The 17443-nt window shown below is 38.9% G+C and carries 14 protein-coding genes; 7 read left to right on the top strand and 7 right to left on the bottom strand.

The genetic code is table 11. From position 1 onward, the window contains the following. Positions 1–12 precede the first annotated feature (12 nt). Entirely contained in the window at positions 13–1854 is a 1842-nt protein-coding gene (locus AC1M9P_RS03115; protein WP_481586707.1) for a choice-of-anchor I family protein, read from the bottom strand. A gap of 164 nt (positions 1855–2018) precedes the next feature. On the opposite strand from AC1M9P_RS03115, the gene mdtD reads away from it, so the two are divergent. From mdtD to AC1M9P_RS03090, 5 genes are all read left to right on the top strand, one after another. Further along, a complete protein-coding gene (gene mdtD, locus AC1M9P_RS03110) occupies positions 2019–3410 on the top strand; it encodes a multidrug transporter subunit MdtD (RefSeq protein ID WP_481586706.1) in 1392 nt (463 codons plus the stop codon). An 88-nt stretch (positions 3411–3498) separates the two neighbouring features. Beyond that, positions 3499–4263 (top strand): glycoside hydrolase family 25 protein, encoded by a 765-nt coding sequence (locus AC1M9P_RS03105; RefSeq protein ID WP_481586705.1) that lies wholly within the window; start codon positions 3499–3501, stop codon positions 4261–4263. A 99-nt stretch (positions 4264–4362) separates the two neighbouring features. Then, complete coding sequence (locus AC1M9P_RS03100) at positions 4363–5373, top strand: MBL fold metallo-hydrolase (protein ID WP_179998911.1); 1011 nt, start codon at positions 4363–4365, stop codon at positions 5371–5373. A gap of 42 nt (positions 5374–5415) precedes the next feature. Next, the gene (dinB, locus tag AC1M9P_RS03095) at positions 5416–6477 is read left to right on the top strand and encodes a DNA polymerase IV (protein WP_481586704.1); all 1062 of its coding nucleotides are present in this window, start codon (positions 5416–5418) and stop codon (positions 6475–6477) included. Between the two features lie 364 nt (positions 6478–6841). Then, positions 6842–7195: a RidA family protein gene (locus tag AC1M9P_RS03090; protein ID WP_035268129.1), complete on the top strand. Its 354-nt coding sequence runs from the start codon at positions 6842–6844 to the stop codon at positions 7193–7195. Between the two features lie 43 nt (positions 7196–7238). Here AC1M9P_RS03090 and AC1M9P_RS03085 read toward each other — a convergent pair whose 3' ends face one another. After that, positions 7239–7784, bottom strand: coding sequence for a DUF2726 domain-containing protein (locus AC1M9P_RS03085; protein ID WP_035268130.1), 546 nt, complete (start codon positions 7782–7784; stop codon positions 7239–7241). A gap of 428 nt (positions 7785–8212) precedes the next feature. Continuing rightward, positions 8213–10609 (bottom strand): YgiQ family radical SAM protein, encoded by a 2397-nt coding sequence (locus AC1M9P_RS03080; RefSeq protein WP_035268131.1) that lies wholly within the window; start codon positions 10607–10609, stop codon positions 8213–8215. Between the two features lie 325 nt (positions 10610–10934). Here AC1M9P_RS03080 and AC1M9P_RS03075 point away from each other — a divergent pair, with 325 nt between their 5' ends. Then, a complete protein-coding gene (locus AC1M9P_RS03075) occupies positions 10935–11960 on the top strand; it encodes an alpha/beta hydrolase (RefSeq protein WP_481586703.1) in 1026 nt (341 codons plus the stop codon). Positions 11961–12448: 488 nt separating this feature from the next. Further along, on the top strand, positions 12449–12991 hold the full coding sequence (locus AC1M9P_RS03070) for a type 1 glutamine amidotransferase domain-containing protein (RefSeq protein ID WP_481586702.1): 543 nt from the start codon (positions 12449–12451) through the stop codon (positions 12989–12991). 40 nt (positions 12992–13031) lie between these two features. On the opposite strand, the gene AC1M9P_RS03065 is transcribed toward AC1M9P_RS03070, so the two are convergent. The 4 genes from AC1M9P_RS03065 to AC1M9P_RS03050 form a co-directional block, all read right to left on the bottom strand. Further along, a complete protein-coding gene (locus AC1M9P_RS03065) occupies positions 13032–13343 on the bottom strand; it encodes an ankyrin repeat domain-containing protein (protein WP_481586701.1) in 312 nt (103 codons plus the stop codon). A gap of 60 nt (positions 13344–13403) precedes the next feature. Further along, positions 13404–14084, bottom strand: a complete 681-nt coding sequence (locus AC1M9P_RS03060) for a hypothetical protein (RefSeq protein ID WP_481586700.1) — start codon at positions 14082–14084, stop codon at positions 13404–13406. 106 nt (positions 14085–14190) lie between these two features. After that, entirely contained in the window at positions 14191–15540 is a 1350-nt protein-coding gene (locus AC1M9P_RS03055; RefSeq protein ID WP_481586699.1) for an aromatic acid/H+ symport family MFS transporter, read from the bottom strand. Between the two features lie 373 nt (positions 15541–15913). Next, complete coding sequence (locus AC1M9P_RS03050) at positions 15914–17164, bottom strand: esterase-like activity of phytase family protein (RefSeq protein WP_481586811.1); 1251 nt, start codon at positions 17162–17164, stop codon at positions 15914–15916. Between the last annotated feature and the right edge of the window lie 279 nt (positions 17165–17443).

Genomic DNA, 17443 nt, shown 5'->3' with positions numbered 1-17443 from the left:
CACGATCAGGCTCTAATTCAACGTGATTTGATACGTTGCTGTAGTACCACTGACTTCATTCCCTACAATCAGTAAAGGCGTACCCGTTTGAGATTCTTTTGCGGAAACAAAGGTTAATCCTTCCGGACCTAAGTCTCCTGCCTGACCTGCCTCGATATCGGCAGTGGTTGCATCAAGTTTTCGCGAATGAATATATTGCACAAATTGGGGTTGGGCAGGATTGGAGATGTCATATACCATCACGCCTCCAACTCGTTCTAAACCAATAAATGCATAAGTTTTCTGGCCGATTTGACCTATCACCACGCCTTCTGGCTCTGGTCCCTTATTGTCACTACGATTATCGAACCCTGCTTCTTCATGGTTTGCATTAAAGATCTCAGGATGGTGCTGAGCAATATATTGTTCAAAATCATCACCCGAATCCCAAACCAGCTCTAATCCTGTTTGAGCATCATTTTCTGTCCAAATACTGACAGATCGTGCCCCGAAGCTATATAAATGATCATAAACCAAATTGCCTCGAGCATTGAGTTTAGGTGTGCCATCAGTATTCTTTTGATAACCTTCAGTCCAAGTGATATTCAAACGACCAAGCATCTTGTCTTCACGGCATCCTTTAGCATCGCCATCGATCGCTCCACAATATGCAAAATGCAGAGGATTCAATTCAGCACCTTTCGCCAGTGCTCTTAATTGTGGTGGCAGATCTTCCCCTTGCCGTCTGTCGAAACCATCTTTATGAAATAGATGCTTCACACGCCATTCTTCAATAAAACCGTTTTTAATATTGCCTTGAGCATTCGGGTTATCCTTTAATTTTTCTCCCCAATATTCAGGATCATCTTCACCCCAAGCACGAGCATCCCCTTCATTGGCAGTGACAATATACGTTTTACCATTGACTTCGTAACTTGAGATCGCATCTGGCATATATAAGCCACGAACATGCTGCCAAGTTTGAATATTGATCTTCGCAAGACCATTTTCACCATCGGCATCACTGACATCTAAACCATGACCTTGTAAGCCATGATCTTTAAAACCGAGCGGATAGACTGCCATAACTTTGGCATTCAAAACATCCACTTTAGCTAAGGCATTATTTTCCTGTAATGCGACCCATGCAATTTTGCCATCTGCGCTGAGTGTGATGTATTCAGGTTCAAAATCTTGCGCTACTGTTGCATTTGGACCATAAATTCGCACACCTTGATCACGTAATAGCTGTGCTTGACTGTCAAAGGCTTTGAAGTCAGCTGTTTTTGCAACTGGTTTGTTCAAATTTGAGAGATCAATGATTGAAATCGAACCTTCGGGATCAATCGCATAATCATGAGATGGCTCTCCTTCATTCGCCACCAATAAGGTTTTACCATCTGCACTAAAAGTCAGCATATCGGGTAGAGAACCCACTGGAACTTGGGCAATAAAGCTCGAATCATTGGCATTAAAAAGTGCCACGATTCCTGGATCTGTTTTATCTTTGGCTTGTACAGCCAAGGCAACAATTCCATTTTTGACAGCAACACTATTTACTTCCGAGTCTGTTAAATAAGATTTAGCATCTAAAGAGCCAATCCATTTAGGTTGCTGAGGTTGGCGATAATCAAAAATATCAACCACGCCTTCTTTTGCGTTTACAACAAACAATCTTTGGCTTTGTGCATCATAGGCAGGTATCTCTGCTGCGCTGACCGCAAAACCACGACTTTCTGTACGACTGAGATAGTTGAGTTCAATCGATTCAGGCGTAATATCTGGTACTGATGTGATATTGTTAGTGTCATCATTACATGCCCCTAGCCCCAATGCACACATTGCGATCACAAGTGCGTTAGACTTTAGCTTCATTTTTTTAATCTTCTTATGGTGTTGTTGGCAACAACTTTATGACCATGCGATGACAATGCTGTGACCATTAGATTGCAATTTTGTTGCAAATCTTTCGTAAATAAACCACAAGTGATACAGAGAAACAGTTTTAAAATATTAACTTACTAATATGATCCTACAAGATGAGCAGCACAGCACACCAACCCTTACAGCCTGAGTTTAGATTATTGGTGTTTTTGGTCTCGATCGGCTTTTTTATGCAAGGTCTAGACACAACTATCATCAATACTGCGATTCCTGCAATCGCTCATCACCTCAATGAAGATCCTCTACACATGCATAGTGTCGTGGTGGCTTATGTATTGTCAGTCGCAGCCTGTATTCCACTCAGTGGTTGGCTGGCTGACCGATTTGGTGTCCGAAATATTTATTTTTCTGCAATTATCATTTTCACTTTGGCATCGCTCGGATGTGCATTTTCTTCTAATTTAAATGAGCTGTTATTTTTCCGAGTGATTCAAGGGATTGGAGGTGCTTTACTGCTTCCAGTTGGGCGTCTTGCAATGTTGAAAATCATTCCTAGAACCCAATTCCTTGCAGCCATGTCTCTGATGAGTCTTGCTGGTCTGATTGGTCCCTTAATCGGTCCTACTCTTGGCGGATGGTTAGTGGAGTACGTGACTTGGGAGTGGATTTTCTTAATTAATATTCCTATTGGACTCATTGGAGTTTTTCTCACATTTAAAGCCATGCCAAATGTGACTGAGACCCATGTTGCTAAGTTTGATTTTTTTGGCTTCTTGTTATTAGTCATCGCGATGGTTGGCTTAAGTTTAGGGATTGAAAATTTTGCTAGCCCCTATCTTCCACTATGGTGGAGTATTGTTCTTATTGTGTTTGGTTTATCTGCAAGTGCTTGGTACATGGTGCATGCCCATACCCACCAAAATGCTCTATTTCGTGGGAAACTATTCAAAAATCAAATTTTCGCGATTGGTATTGTAGGCAACTTTTTTGCCCGCTTAGGCGGCAATGCGATGCCTTTTCTTATCCCCTTAATGCTACAAGTTGCTTTTGGTTTTGAACCATTTATTACCGGTTTACTTATGATTCCAACGGTATTGGGTTCACTGGCATCAAAACCGATCATTCGCCAAATTATTCAACGATTTGGGTATCGTCGTGTGTTATTAGTCAATACCTGCCTTATTGGCTTATGTATTGCAAGTTTTGCCCTCACCTCAGCCGAAACACCTTTATGGCTAAGAACATTGCATTTCTTCATCTTTGGCATGTTGAACTCACTGCAATTTGTTTCTATGAATACGCTAACCTTAAAGGATTTGCCTCAACAAGATGCTAGTAGTGGTAACAGTTTTCTCTCGATGATTATGATGGTATCCATGAGTATTGGTGTAGCGCTTGCAGGTACACTGGTCAATGTGTTCACCGCTTATCTTGGTACTGCACAAATGCAACAGGCCTTCCAATGGACCTTAATTTTAATGGGCTCAATTAATATTATTACCATGTTTATTTTTTGGAAAATTCCGAAAGAAATGGATGATGACTAATGAATATGGATTCTAGATACTGTCGCTACCATTTACGTTTATTCGCGTTATGATATTAATCATATTTCGCACCAATCTTTAAGTGCTCATGAATTCAAAAAATAAGCAGCATATCTATTCGCAGAAGATTATCTTGTGGACCTCCCTTTTAGGTGCAGCCCTGATCGCACTCATGGTCGGATTATTGAGCTTTTTCTTTTTGCCGTTTCAACCAGCAACAGCTCAAGAGTATCCAATCAAAGGATTTGATGTCTCACATCATCAAAAAGAGATTCACTGGTCGCAAATTCCAAAAAAGGAATACCAATTTGTCTACCTCAAAGCAACAGAAGGTGGCGACTTTAAAGATCGAAAATTTCAGGATCATTGGCTTAAAGCACGCGAGCATGGTTTTAAAGTCGGAGCGTATCATTTCTATCGACTTTGCCGTGATGGGAAAGTTCAGGCATTAAATTTCATTGATTCTGTGCCACGTAAAGAAGATGCCCTTCCCCCAGTCATTGATTTGGAATACGACAGCAATTGCATCAATACCTATAGCAAAGAAAAACTGTTACATGAAATCGATGTTATGCACGATTTGCTGCATCAACATTATGGCAAACAACCTATCTTTTATGTTTCTAAAGCCTTCTATAACATCGTACTTGCGGGTGCTTTTACGGATACCCCACTCTGGGTACGTGAATACACCACTCAACCTGAATTAAAAGACAATCCAGATTGGATCTTTTGGCAATACACCAATAAAGGCACAATTAAGGGTATTTCTACACCAGTGGATTTGAATGTATTTAATGGCGATCAAAACGACTGGATAAAATTTCTAAAATTAAATCAAATTGAGCCATAAATCTTAAGGAGTCAGTACGTTACAACTAAAGAGATCTAACTAAAAAATAGAGTGCAACTGGGCTCAAGCAAGCGAGTTACGCTTTATAAGGATGACATGATGTCGCTTAAAAAAGGGATTTTAACGGTGATTGGTCTTTTGGCTGTCACGCTCATGGCTGCGTTTTTTTATTTATGGCAACCATCAGGAAAGCTCTCCGAATTTAATCAATGGAAGGCTAAAATAGACCAACCCGTCAGTGAACAAAAATTAAATGTTCGCTTTTTTGGCGTTTCCACATTGCTATTTGATGATGGTAATTCACAAATTCTAATTGATGGTTTTTTTAGTCGACCATCTCTCATGACTATTGCTTTACAACGCCTTTCCAGTGATCAAGCACTGCTTCACAATATGATTCAGGACCATGAGCTTAAACGCCTCAAAGCCATATTGGTGACCCACAGTCACTATGATCATGCTCTGGATATCTCAGTGCTCGGAACTTCACTCCCAAAAACTCACATCATTGGTTCGTTGAGTACATTAAATATAGCACGAGGCGGCAAAGTGCCTGAGCATCAATTGAAACTGGCTGTGCCTTTTCAAGCACTACAATTGGGTGCATTTCGTATTACGCCTATTCCCTCACAACATACGCCACCTACAGCAGTGAACAATGATTTAGGTGAAGAGATTCTGCATCCACTGCCTCAGCCAGCACGTTTTTATGAGTTTAAAGAGGGCGGTAGTTTTGATTACTTGATTGAGCACAATAATCGCAAAATTTTAGTTAAAGCCAGTACAGGCGCGCTTCCTAATCAATTTCAAAAGTTAAATGTAGATGTCTTGTTTTTAGGAGTTGCTCAGCTTTCTAAACAATCACCCGAGTTTCAACAACAGTATCTCGCTGAAACTATTGATCAGTTGCAACCTAAAGAAGTCATTCCAATTCATTGGGACAATTTCTTTAAACCACTTTCACAACCTTTAGAATTTCTACCACGAATAGCAGATCATTCTCCGAAAAGCCTACAACTCGTGATTGATCATGCACAGCATCAAGGTCGAAAGGTGACTTTACTGACGGAGCCTTACGCATACCCAATAATCAGCTCAACGACGCCTTAATTATGGGTTAAAATTAAGGCATCTCATGATTGATTGAACATTTTGCGAAAGATAATTCATATCGATATGGATGCTTTTTACGCTTCTGTGGAGCTTAGAGAGCGTCCAGAATTAAAACACTTACCTGTGGTCATTGCATCTCATCACCCACGGGCCGTCGTTGCAGCAGCATCATACCCAGCTCGTGAGTATGGCTTACGTTCTGCCATGTCGATGACACAAGCTAGAAAACTTTGCCCACAAGTGATCGTCATTGAGCCAAATTTTTCTAAATACCAACATGTTTCAGCTCAAATTCATGAGATATTTCAAAAATATACCAGCATCATCGAACCCTTATCGCTGGATGAAGCATATCTGGATGTCACTGAAAATTTACAACAGATTCCAAGTGCTACTGAAGTTGCGATGCATATTCGTGATGAAATATTTCAGCTTACTGGATTGACCGCCTCAGCAGGCGTTGCACCAAATAAGTTTTTAGCCAAAATTGCATCTGATTGGAATAAACCGAATAGCATTTGTGTGATCAAACCCAATCAGGTGCAACAGTTTATCTATGATCTTCCACTCAAAAAAATCCCTGGTGTAGGAAAGGTCACACAGGAAAAATTAAAAGCTTTGCAACTCGAAACACTCGGGGATTTACAGCAGGTCGAAGAAAACTTTCTCACTCATCATTTCGGAAAATATGGCAAACAATTATTTCTCTATGCTCAAGGGATCGATGAGCGACCTGTTCAAAGCGAACGTCAAAGACAGCAAATTTCTAAAGAAACCACGTTTGATGAAGATCTTTTTTTAAACCAATGTGATCAATTTTGGACTTCACTGCTTTCTCGTGTTTGGCAAAATCTTCAAAACAAGGAAATGATCGCTAGAGGTATCAGCGTCAAACTCAAACTTAAAAATTTTCAAGTTTTACAACACTCTAAAAGCTTTAAACAACCTTTCAATCACATAGAGGATTTGCAACTGGCACTCAAATTATTGTTAATGGAAATGAATATTCCTGATGAATATCAGTTTAGACTCATTGGTGTTGGGGTGTATCAACTTTCAGAAAAACAACAAGACACGCAACTCAATTTATTCGGATTGTAAATTTCGTCTAGTTTTCATGCAAAAGAACAAAATTAAGTCAATTTTTTTCGCCTTTTTTTCCTTTTTAGAGTAATCTAATCGCGCAATACATTTACCCATGTGTCTGCTGAGATGTTGTTAGAAGACCTATATCTAACACATTTGTCCTGTGATTGGCGTGACAATCCATCCGAATATTACAGGGCACTCTAATCTGAATGGGTACAATGTCCTTTCCCTCCAAATATTTCTGATCTCCTCCCATAAAAATAAACTTTCAGAGATACAGCAATTAAACCGAATTCATAGTTCCACTTCCCCTATACTTTCTAAATCCTATACGGCATTTCATAATCTATATTTATATCTATAAGGGATGAGCTTTATGTCTGTTCAACGTTTACACGTTCAAAAACGTTTTTCTGAGGTCGCTATTTTTGGTCACTTCGTTCATCTGGCAGGTCAGTTAGCAGAAGACACGTCGCTCGACATTCGTGGACAGTCACAACAAACCTTTGACATTATTGACCGTTTATTGGCTGAAGCAGGTACAGATAAAAGCCATATCATGTCTGTGACAATCTATCTAAAAGATATTGAAAAGGATTATGTAGCATTCAATGAAGTTTGGGATGCATGGGTTTCTGATATTCAAGCCCTACCGCGTACATGCGTAGAGGCCAAACTGTATCATCCCGATGTTCTTGTTGAGTTAACGGTAATAGCCGCGAAACCTTGATAAAAAAAGCATGCCTGAGCATGCTTTATTATTTCAAAGATGATTAGCTAAATGCGCGAATATCTGCCAATCGCCCAGCACTATACTTTTCTAATTTATGCTCAATCACGGATTCGTCTACCCATTCAATTGGCATTTCCTCGGTGTACTCATCCAAAAAATCACGTCTTAACTGCACATATTCTGGCACAGCATGGTAAGAGATCACTTTGTATCCCGCGGTTTCAAGTAATGCATTTTGAAACTGTAAAGTATGTCCACGTTTGAATGAAAATTTATCTTCTAAACTGACAATGGCAAGAACTTTACAATCCTTATTCATCACCACAAAATCAGCAAACATTGACTCATATTTACGGCGTGTACGTGGTAACTTTGTGGTCAGTAAGGCGTCAAAAGAGACATGTGCCAAAATATGCGCATTTGGCATGATTTCTTTAAGACGATTGAAAGTTACTTGCTGATAGGGGCTAAACACTGCTCTTTGACGGAGCATGCTATCAGAGGGTTGTTGATGCTTTAATCCTTTATAAGCAATGAACAACACCACAGCGAGTATGATCACACTCGCGATGATCATGATATCCATGACTAGTATCCTTATTTGAATTCTTATCGTTAATTTCTTTTTTAAACTACTTCAAAAAACACAACTTTTATTATTGTTTCATTATGCTGATGCTAAACATCGCATAGTCCAAGTGAAAAGCGCTCCAGACCAAGCTTATATTAAACATGTTCCGCACTTATTGGCTATAGTCTAAAACATGAACCACATCACACTATTACATAATTGTTGGACAATGAAAAATTTTTCATTTGAAGATAATACAATATCACCTGAAATGAAAAACTCAAAACCACACTAAACTACTAATTTAAATGATTTTATTTGAATAAAAAAGAGATTGATCCAAATCAAGCCCAATATTCCGATAAAATGAGCATCACCGAAAATATTGTATAGAAAATGTTCAAAAAAGGACGCCGCAGCGTCCTTTTAAAAGAAATTATCATTTATGCACGAGACTTGGGTTTGGATTTACCCTTAGGTTTCCCCTCGCCAAAAGGTTTTTTGCGATCTCCAGTCTCACGTGGTGGCAAACCAGTGTGCTGTGTCAAGATTTGGCCTTTCTTCGGACGATTATTTTGTCCTTGTGATTGACCACGATTAGCGGTTTGACCCGTACGTTTTTGTGAATCACCTGCAACAGTTGAATTTTTCTTACGTGCAGATTGATATTGACCATCCGTGCCCTGAGGCTGATACGTCGGAATCAAATGTTGCTTAGAATTACCAATTAAGTCCTGACGACCCATTTCTTTCAAAGCTTCGCGCAGTAAAGGCCAGTTATTTGGATCATGGTAACGTAAGAAAGCTTTATGTAAACGGCGGCGTTTTTCACCTTTTACAATGTCGACATCTTCAGTATAACGTGCCACTTTCGCAAGCGGATTTTTACCGGTGTAGTACATGGTGGTCGCAGTTGCCATTGGTGATGGATAGAAGGTTTGTACTTGGTCAGCACGGAAACCATTCTTTTTCAACCAAATTGCAAGGTTCATCATATCATAATCGGTTGTACCCGGATGCGCCGCAATAAAGTAAGGAATAAGATATTGTTCCTTACCTGCTTCTTTACTGAAACGATCAAACATTTGCTTAAAGCGGTCATACGTCCCAATACCCGGCTTCATCATTTTATTGAGAGGGCCTTTTTCGGTATGTTCAGGAGCAATTTTTAAGTAGCCACCGACATGATGAGTGACTAATTCTTTGACATATTCAGGGTTCAATACTGCAAGGTCATAACGTAGACCCGAACCAATCAAAATCTTTTTAATACCTGGTAAAGCACGAGCTTTACGATATAACTGCGTAAGAGGTGCGTGATCAGTATGCAAGTTTTGACAAACACCCGGGAACACGCACGATGGCTTACGACAGTTCTTTTCAATTTCTGGATCTTTACATGCCAAACGATACATATTGGCTGTTGGACCACCTAAGTCCGAAATAATGCCTGTAAAGCCCGGCGCCGTATCACGAATCTTTTCAACTTCACGTAAGATCGATTCTTCAGAACGGTTTTGAATAATTCGACCTTCATGCTCCGTAATCGAACAGAAGGTACAACCACCGAAACAACCACGCATAATGTTCACAGAGAACTTGATCATGTCAAACGCTGGGAAACGCGCATCGCCATAAGATGGATGTGGTAGACGTGCATAAGGCAAGTCGAACACATAATCCATTTCTTCTGTGGTTAATGGAATTGGCGGTGGATTGATCCAGACATCACGCTCACCATGCTTCTGCACGAGTGCGCGCGCATTCCCTGGATTGGTTTCTAGATGCAAAATACGGTTTGCATGGGCATAAAGCACTGGATCATTGGCAACTTCTTCAAAAGAAGGTAGACGAATCACAGCCAATTCACGTGGTGGCAATTTATGTTTAATCGCCTTAGATGATGGCTGTAACTGCACAATTTGAGTATCTGCATCCAAATTGTCGCCTTCACGAACAATCGGATTGCTGACCACTTCTTTTTGGAAATTCTGATACTGCGTTAAGCTGTTGCCTTTGTCTTTCTCAATTTCACAGCCATCAATATCTTCGGTCATCACATATGGATTGATGATTGGATCAACACGGCCTATGGTATCGACATCATTTGATGCGATCTCAACAAATTTAGCTTTCGCTGCACGGTTATGCTTATTAATAATAAATGCAGTACCACGAACATCAGTAATGTCTGTAATTTTTTCGCCTTTGGCTAGACGGTGCATCACTTCAATGATTGAGCGTTCACCATTACCATACATCAATAGATCGGCTTTTGAATCCATTAAAATAGAACGACGAACTTTGTCAGACCAATAGTCATAATGCGCAATACGACGTAATGAGCCTTCGATACCGCCTAGCAGAACAGGAACATCAGGGAACGCTTCACGACAACGTTGACAATAGACTGTTGCTGCACGGTCAGGACGTTTATTCGGTTGGTTATCTGGAGAATAAGCATCATCTGAACGGATCTTACGGTCAGCCGTATAACGGTTGATCATAGAGTCCATGTTACCTGCCGATACGCCCCAAGCAATATTTGGTTTACCAAGTACACGGAATGCTTCAACATTCGTCCAGTCTGGTTGGGCAATAATACCAACACGGAAACCTTGCGCTTCAAGCACACGGCCAATGATACCGGTTACAAATGATGGATGATCGATATAAGCATCACCACAGACAAAAATAAAGTCACAACTATCCCAACCGAGTTGGTCCATTTCCTCGCGTGACATCGGCAAAAAAGGCGCGGGTTCAAAACAAGACGCCCAATATTTGTCGTAATCAAACAACGCTTTTGGCGCAGTCTGAGCGGTATAAGCAGTAGACATGGCTAGCAATTCTCGGCTGGCAGATGGAAGATCAAAAATTAGATCAAAGATGAAAGCCGATCATTTTACCATGAATTCAACTCAACTTGCTTGATTAAAAAACAATCAAATACAACTGCTTAAATTTTCTATTCATCACTGATGACCTAAGACCTGTTTCTGTACATTTAACATACAACCAAATCTAAACAAAAAATAATATGCATTTAATTTCAGCAACTTGAGCTTAGCAATTGACTCAATTCCTTTACGACTGATGATTTGGGTAATAAACAAAGTTGCTTTTCATTTTTATAGTGTTTAAAAAAACGAAAGGCGTTTAATCGTGCTCAAAATAATACTCACAACCGTTGCCACCATGATGGCTTTATCAATTTCCAATTTGGCTTGGACTCAAACTAAAATTCCACAGTCTTACCAGCAACAAGCAGCTTGGCAACAATTACAACAAAGACTCCCTTTGAAATTTCGTATCAACGACCAAAACAAACCACATGAGTACTACTGGAGTTGGAATGATTACCGTGTACATGTCGATGCTTATCCCAATACTAAAGCGCCAGCCAAAGTCATTTTATTACATGGCGTAGGTACAAATGGTCGTCAGATGAGTTTAATCCTTGGGCGTCCACTTGCCCAAAAAGGGTATGAAACCTTCGCATTGGATTTACCCGGTTATGGTCTGACGCAATACCCTTCAAAAAAAGAAATTCGTTATGATCATTGGGTGAAATTGGTCAATGATTTTGTGAACGAACAAGCTCAAAAAGATGATCGTCCTATTTTCCTTTATGGACTCTCAGCAGGTGGAATGCTCACCCTACATGTGGCTATGCAGAATCAACATGTCGATGGCATCATCGGAATGACCTTTCTCGATCAAGAGTTTAAAGACGTTCAAAAAGGAACCATGCGTTTTAGTGCTCTAAGCCCTGTTCTTTTGCCAAGTATGAAAGCAGTAGCACATACCCCTTTGAAGCAAATCACCTTACCTATGTCCTTGGTCTCAAAGATGTCAAAACTCACCAATGACCCTGAAGCCTTAAGAATCATGTTGGCTGATAAAACATCTGCAGGTAATAGCATGAGCGTGGAGTTTTTAAACAGCTATATGCATTACCAAAAACCATATCCTTTGACTCAGTTTAATCAAGCACCTGTGTTGCTGACTCAACCTGAACAGGATCAATGGACTCCTTTAAAATTGAGCCAACCTGTTTTGAAACAGTTGAAAGTACCTTATCGTGTGATGAGTTTACAAAATGGCGGGCACTACCCTGTGGAGCAACCTGCATTAGATCAGCTGGTAAAATACAGTGATCAATTCATTCGTGAAAATTTAAAACGCTAAATTGATCTATTGAACGATAAATGAATCACTTAGATTGTTTTGTAAGCATTTTCCTACAATCATCTCTTCCATTGTCGGCTATGCATATCAACGACACTGGACTATTCTTAAACCATCAGGAAACAGGAAGTTTCCCAAACAAAAAACAACAATAATAAGTTTGAGCATCAGGACGTGAGGTACGACAGGAGTTATACCTAAAAGCAGCCGATACGAAGAAAAGCCCATCAGGAAGATGGGCTTTTCTTTTTCTTGCACATAGAATTTTTAAGCACACTACACGTTGTCACGCTTGTAAAACAATTATTCACCATGCTTTTTCGCTTTCACAACACTTTCATGCATTCCATTTGTTAGTTTTAAAGTGTGTCACGCAACAACTCTGACTGTAATTTCCAAAGTGCAAGCGACTTATGCTGTTCCTACAACACGGAATATCCTAGTGCAAACGGCTTGCATACAAAATTTTAAAGATTGAGGATGTGAACATGGCAAAAGCTTTATTTATTACTGCAAATTTTGGTGTTGAAAAAGATGAATTAATCAAACCCTTAGCATTTTTAAAATCAAAAGGGATTGAAACCTATCATGCTGCTGAAGAAAAGAAATCTGTTCAGACTGTGGTTGGGGATCAAGAGCCTTCAGATCAAGTTCAACCTGACATAAGCTTTGATGAAGTCAATGCAAACGACTATGACATCCTGATTATTCCTGGGGGAACGGTCAATGCGGATAACTTGCGAATTCATCCACAGGTTCAAAAATTGATTCAAAGTTTTGCTGACCATCAAAAACCAATCGCAGCTATTTGTCATGCGCCTTGGACATTAATTGATGCGCAACGTATCAAAGATAAAAATCTGACGTCTTACAAGTCAGTAAAAATTGATTTAGAAAATGCAGGCGGTAAATGGGTCGATGAAGAGGTGCATCGTTGTAATACTGGCGGTTGGCCGCTCATTACTTCACGTTGTCCTGATGATATTCCTGCATTTAATGAAGCCATTTATAAAGAATTGACGCAGTCTTAAACGATTAAAACCCCTTTTTAGGGGGTTTATTTTACATGTTTTACAGACTTTTTAAGTAATCTACGATTTGTTGCTCGCCTGCCATTTCAGCGAGTTCTAAAGCAGTAAATTGACCTTTGTAAGCAACATTTGCACCTTTTGCGACTAGCAGTTGTACTACATCTAAATACCCATTCTCTGCGGCTGCTTGAAGTGCGCTATAACCTTCATCATCAATTTGGTTTACATCAGCTCCGTTGTTTAAAGCTGTTTCAACTTCTGTAATTTCGCCTAATGAAGCCCAATAGATGAGTTCAGGAAGATGGAGTTCGTCGTCATCTTCAGGGATTGGGGAGATGGAATTGAATTGCATGATAATTAGATCCAAATAATTTTTTATGTTTAACAAACATACTTATATATTATCAAGCACTCAATTTACTTTTAGAGTTTTTATTAAATATTGTCTTCTTCTTTGATATAGCAAAATTCCCTCAATAGAATTTACCTTATCCTTAGGTTCTTTAGGTATCAACGGAATATCATTCGCAATCGAAAATAATCCATTCTTTACAACATTTATGTCTTCTTCATTATTTAAACTTACCATTAGATCAGCCAAGTCTTTCTGTACCTTATCTAATTTGATCGAAATTTCATCTACCTCTTGCCCATGTTCAGAAGAATTTTTTATATTTTCAATTTGAGCAGAAATTTTATTTAAAGCACCAACCACTCCTGTACGAGCCTCCAAACGTATTACGTTTTGATTTTTAGCACCTGTATTAAATTGAACTTCTGAAACTATATATTCTGCCAATCTTTTAGAGTCTTGATAAAGATATTTTATACCCTCTCTAAAGTCTGGATAATTACAAATTCCTGTGGCAATCAAAGTGCCAATAATTGTAATCCTCGCAATTAAAGAACCCTCTTCAAAATCAATTTGTATTGAAACATCATTGCCTAAAAAGAATGATGTTCTACTAGCAACAAAATTCTCAATATGCTTTTTAAAGTTATCAAAATCATTTATTGAATCAAAATCAACCAGAGTAGGCTCAACATGAATGTATGCTTGACTCAATATATTTTTATTAATGTAGTCAGCCACTTATATCCCTTTAATTGTTTAAAAATTAGAATATAAGTTTTATATAAATTTAAATCAATTGTCTCACAAGAATTTAAAAGCCCCCTTACGGAGGCTTTTAAATTCTTTAAGCTTTTGCAATGCTCGGCTGACTTGAACCAACCTTTTCAGATTCACTTTCATTCATAATCAAAGCAACTGCAATCGCTGTAATTAACACAGGTAAACCAACCGCCATAAAGTTGAAATGTGCTGGTAAGTTCATGCCCAATAAGCCGCCAATCAAGATTGGACCAACAATTGCGCCCATACGACCAATCGCAGACGACCAGCCAATACCTGTTGAACGAACTGCCAATGGATAGTACTGAGCTACGTAGCTGTATAACAACATCTGTGAACCAATCGATGCAGCACCTGCCAAGAACACCAAGATGTAAAGTAACAGCATATTCGACTGGAAGCCCATTAAGCTCATCACAATCGCACCCATTAGACCCAAGAACATCAATACAGGTTTTAAATGGTAACGGTCTGCCAAGATACCACCGCCAACGATCCCCACTACCGCACCAACATTCATGACCATCATGAACATTAAGCTATTATCCATTGAGTAACCCGCAGCCATCATCAATTTCGGTAACCAGCTGCTGAGAGCGTACATGGTTAATAAGCATGTAAAGAATGCAACCCAGAATAACAATGTATTTACAGCGCGACCACGACGGAACAAGCTGACAACAGTTGCCGATTCAGGCTCATCTACATGATCCAGCTCGAAAGTTGTATCTTTCTCAACTTTTACTTTAGGTTCAATCTTCGCCACGATTTGACGAGCTTCTTCCTGACGATTTTCTTTTACGATGAAAGTTAAAGATTCAGGTAAGAATTTCCAAATAATTGGAAGTAAAAGTAATGGAATACCTGCGATAAAGAACATGATTTCCCAACCAAAACTTGGTGTAAACCATGAACCTAATAATGCAGCCATCACACCACCTACCGCATAACCACTAAACATAGTAGTTACCAAGGTGCTACGCATTTTTTGAGGTGCATATTCTGAGGTCAAAGCCACAAGGTTTGGCATAACACCACCAATCCCTAAACCTGCCAAGAAACGCAAAATACCGAACTCAGTTGGATTGGATGCAAAACCACCCGCAAAGGTTAATCCACTGAATAAAATAATACAGATCATAATGACTTTTTTACGGCCAATCTTATCTGCTAAAGAACCAAAAATCATTGCGCCAAACATCATCCCTGCAAGTGCAGTACTTGCGAGCATGCCTGCTTGAACAGCACTTAAACCCCATTCATCCATCAATAATGGTAAAACTACGCCATTAATTGCTAAGTCATAACCATCAAACAGGATAATGAGTAAACACCAAGCGACAACATTGAAGTGAAATGGTGTGAATTTAGCATGGTCAATAATTTTATTGACGTTCATTGCTTGCTGTGACATTCCTCACCTCCTGTGAGAGATCGTATTTCAATAATCTTTAAGCACGATCCAACCAACTTTGAATTTAATTGTTGTGAGCGACGCATCAAAATCGTGTGCTTAAAGTCTGTGAGGTAAATTTCACATAATTCTGTGTTAATAAAAATTGAACGTTAGTCTAAAATCCAATCAAAATTGGGCTTTTTATCCAAATATCGCATTAGACCAAAGTTTGTTTGACTTATGATAATCAGGGTCTTCATCATTTTGACTGATATGTAGTGATAAGATCTAGCTCAAATACAAATTTATTGAATCAACCACTCCATTATTATATTTTTCACTTATTTTAATAAAAAACCTCATAGATCAAAATCCATGAGGTCTCGAACAATTAATATAACTTTTTGTCTAATTTAATCTGAATAATTTCATTATCATCTGCAAGTTTTCCATTACGTCCACTTGAACCTGGAAAATTATTGTCATTCAACACTGTGATTAAATCAGGTCCTTCAATCACAATATCTTCAATGGTAAAGAATGGAAAACCGAAACGCTCACCCGTCATAATATCGCCCTCACGTGGCGTACCATATAATAAATTTGGATTCGCAATATCCATTAAATTGGCCAAGTCAGTCTTATTAACCAACTGCTTCGGTTCATTCAGTTGTATGCGAACTAATTTCTTAAAACCACCAATATTATTTTCAGTATCATCACGCTCAATCACAACACCTTCATTTTGACTAAATAACTGGAAATCACCAATTGCTGTTGCTTTAGGGTCGAGCTCAAAATAGTAATGGTCATTTGTATATGCTTTTTTAGCAATATCAAATTTTGAAATTAATAAATGTCTTTGCGCATTCTTGCTTAATGGTTTTTCCAGCATTGGATATAAATATTGACCATCTGGAGAAATAGCCATGCCTTCAAATCCACCACTTCTTTGCACGAGCGCATTTTCTATTTCAGCCGCACTTTGATGAAGTTGATTTTGTGGAGATCGAAGCTCTTCTCCTTCTTTTTCAGGATGAGGCAATGCAATCGGAGCACTCTTTAAGACACCATCAGCACTAAAATGCAGTAAAAATGGACCGAATTCATCTCCGATCCAAATATCACCATTTTTATCACGCTGTATAGATTCCGGATCAAAATCAGCACCAGTTAAAAGGCGTTCTGGCGTACTCTCATTGACAATTTTGAATGGTACTAACTTATTCGGATCACGAAGCTGTATATGAGACAGTACTTTAACGTTATTTGAGTTGGTCTTAGCAGTTCTAAAATCTACTGAAATATTATAAAGACGTAATAGATAGTCTGCTGAGTTATCTTGTGCCCCAAATCCATTATCAGACATTACAAGATACGTTCCATCAGCATTTTTTAATGCCCCAGAAAATCCTTGAACTGGCTGACCTTTAAATGGCGGATAAATACCATTTGCACCTTTAACATAAAGTCCTGAATCTGGTCCATCGGCATAGGTAGCCACATCAAGCTTTGCAAATGAAACAAGTGTAGGTTCCTTTATCTGATTTTGTTGATCTGAGGTGATCTTATCATCAGAATCATTACAACCGCTAAGGGCTAAAAATGACAATAGTACTGTGCTTAAAAGTGTCTTCTTCATAAATCCATATGTATCACTTAAGTAAGGACTCATGATTAAACGGCATGATGGTGTCATTCCTCTGACAGATCAATGAAGATTTGATGAAGGCTTTTATTATTAGTTCCTCACTATATAAAAATCTTTATCAGTGAGTTCTAAGATACATTTCCCTTTATATTTAATTCTTTAATTCTTTATTATCCCGCATAAAAAAACACCCCCTTGTATTGAAGGGGGTGTTTAGAATAATGAGCTGGCGATGACTTACTCTCACATGGGTAACCCCACACTACCATC

Source organism: Acinetobacter sp. 25-47-122 (assembly GCF_056779695.1).
This window is presented reverse-complemented; position numbering and strand designations above follow the sequence as displayed.

What these genes read in the sequence shown, in the direction of transcription:
- AC1M9P_RS03115 (WP_481586707.1), bottom strand. Translation starts at nt 1,854, where the DNA reads ATGAAGCTAAAGTCTAACGCACTTGTGATCGCAATGTGTGCATTGGGG.
- mdtD (WP_481586706.1), top strand. Translation starts at nt 2,019, where the DNA reads ATGAGCAGCACAGCACACCAACCCTTACAGCCTGAGTTTAGATTATTG.
- AC1M9P_RS03105 (WP_481586705.1), top strand. Translation starts at nt 3,499, where the DNA reads ATGAATTCAAAAAATAAGCAGCATATCTATTCGCAGAAGATTATCTTG.
- AC1M9P_RS03100 (WP_179998911.1), top strand. Translation starts at nt 4,363, where the DNA reads ATGTCGCTTAAAAAAGGGATTTTAACGGTGATTGGTCTTTTGGCTGTC.
- AC1M9P_RS03090 (WP_035268129.1), top strand. Translation starts at nt 6,842, where the DNA reads ATGTCTGTTCAACGTTTACACGTTCAAAAACGTTTTTCTGAGGTCGCT.
- AC1M9P_RS03085 (WP_035268130.1), bottom strand. Translation starts at nt 7,784, where the DNA reads ATGGATATCATGATCATCGCGAGTGTGATCATACTCGCTGTGGTGTTG.
- AC1M9P_RS03080 (WP_035268131.1), bottom strand. Translation starts at nt 10,609, where the DNA reads ATGTCTACTGCTTATACCGCTCAGACTGCGCCAAAAGCGTTGTTTGAT.
- AC1M9P_RS03070 (WP_481586702.1), top strand. Translation starts at nt 12,449, where the DNA reads ATGGCAAAAGCTTTATTTATTACTGCAAATTTTGGTGTTGAAAAAGAT.
- AC1M9P_RS03065 (WP_481586701.1), bottom strand. Translation starts at nt 13,343, where the DNA reads ATGCAATTCAATTCCATCTCCCCAATCCCTGAAGATGACGACGAACTC.
- AC1M9P_RS03055 (WP_481586699.1), bottom strand. Translation starts at nt 15,540, where the DNA reads ATGTCACAGCAAGCAATGAACGTCAATAAAATTATTGACCATGCTAAA.
- AC1M9P_RS03050 (WP_481586811.1), bottom strand. Translation starts at nt 17,164, where the DNA reads ATGAAGAAGACACTTTTAAGCACAGTACTATTGTCATTTTTAGCCCTT.